A 1,650-nucleotide genomic window follows, 5' to 3' on the forward strand; every position below is an offset into this window, starting at 1 on the left:
CGTGAAAGGGAGGTCGTCGTCATGTCCGGCAGATTCCCATGTGGGTGAACCACTCGATCCCCGAACGATCACCGAAGGTTTAATTTCAAGCTAAGTATCTTGCTGGTTTTTGGTGGTTGGCGGGTTGATCTTGGTGAGGTAGTCAGCGAGGGACTTGAGGATCTCGTCGGCGGTCTTGGTCCAGGTGAATGGCCGCGGGTTCTCATTCCAGGTGGTGATCCACTCCTTGATGTCGCTCTCGAGGGCCTGGACGGAGGTGTGGACGCCGCGTCGGATCAGCTTGTCAGTCAGCAGGCCGAACCAGCGCTCGACCTGATTGATCCAGGAGGAACCGGTCGGGGTGAAGTGGACGTGGAAGCGCGGATGCCGACCCAGCCACGTTCTGATCTCGGGAGTGTTATGGGTGGCGTAGAAGCCCCTATGTTTCGTCAAGTCGCGGAAGGCGGCTGGATGTGGCGGTAGAGCTCGCGGGCGACGTACCGCTTGAGGCATCGGATGATCTCGCGCTTGGACATGCCCTCGGTGGTGCGTCGCTGCAGGTACCAGGCCAGGCCGTTCCGGATACGCTCGGCCCGGTCGGGTTGCGGGGCCAGCAGGACGATCAGGCGTTGGATCTCGAAGGCGGTGAAGCGGACGGGGGCCGGGGTGCCGGCGGTGGTCCCCCTCTCTGGCTGCCGGCCGGTGTAGGCAGCTCGTGGCCGAAGCGGGTGGAGGCCAGTGGGCCCTGTTCTCGGGCGGCTTGGGCGTCGCAGCCGGCCAGGAAGGCCGCGGCGAGCTGGGCGAGGGTGATGTGCCGGTACCAGCCGTGGAAGGAACGGATCTCGTAGTCGGCCAGCCCGCAGGCGGACTTCGCCAGCTTGATCGCCTCTTCCACCCTCCAGCGCGCTCCCGGGACCAGCACAAGGTCTTCCAACGCTGTCCCGGGCGGTCCCCAGCCCAGGTAGTAGTCGCGCTTGGCCGGATCCTCGGGGCGGCGGCGCACGATGATCCATCGTGCCCAGACCTCTTCACCGGCCGACTCGTCCGGGTCGACGATCCGGCGCGCCCACCACTGCCAGATGCGGGTGTCCAGCTGGGAGGGCCCGGCCGGCAGCTCCACCCAGTCCTCCTCCCGGGCGACACGCTCCACCAGCCGCCCCGCACGCCGCCATCCCGGGCGCGCCAGCACCGGCGTGTTCGCCTGGACCGCTACCACATAGGGCAAGCGATGTTCCTCCAGGAAGGAGCGGAAGGCCTTCTCCCGCCCGTAGACCTAATGGGCAGTGAAGCAGGGCATCGCCTCCCGGTACCTGGTCTGTGAGAACTCAAAGAAGAGTGCGGGTTCCTGCTTCGGCCCGACAGGCGCGGTGGTGGCGGTCGGCAGCTGAGGAACCGCACCGTAGACCAGGGGCGAGACCCCTGAGATGAGATTCGGTCCTCAGCGCCGTCCGCCACCACCGCGACCAGCCCGTCGTTTCTAAAGCTCACGACCGGATCGTTGACGTTTGCAGTCCGAGCCATCTGCAGGAAACACCTCTCATCGTGTCCGGAGCGATCGAACTCCCACGCAGACCGACACCGCAGCTGTAGTTCCGGCATCTGGGCTGGTCAGCGGCTTGCGGGGGTGGTGTGAGGGTATGGGTACGGCCACCATGATCATGAACGTTTGTG

Annotated in this window: 1 protein-coding gene and 2 pseudogenes; all 3 read right to left on the reverse strand. The window is 65.5% G+C overall.

The window, feature by feature from the left end; translation table 11 throughout:
• Nucleotides 1-90 precede the first annotated feature (90 nt).
• Nucleotides 91-411 (reverse strand): annotated as a pseudogene (locus ACIQFZ_RS43430) (IS630 family transposase); the annotation flags it as partial.
• 17 nt (nucleotides 412-428) lie between these two features.
• A pseudogene (locus ACIQFZ_RS43435) lies at nucleotides 429-542 on the reverse strand (IS110 family transposase); the annotation flags it as partial.
• Between the two features lie 59 nt (nucleotides 543-601).
• Nucleotides 602-1,204: a hypothetical protein gene (locus ACIQFZ_RS43440; RefSeq protein ID WP_402693999.1), complete on the reverse strand. Its 603-nt coding sequence runs from the start codon at nucleotides 1,202-1,204 to the stop codon at nucleotides 602-604.
• Nucleotides 1,205-1,650 lie beyond the last annotated feature (446 nt).

The organism is Streptomyces sp. NPDC093064 (assembly GCF_044754605.1).
Lineage (GTDB): Bacteria > Actinomycetota > Actinomycetes > Streptomycetales > Streptomycetaceae > Streptomyces.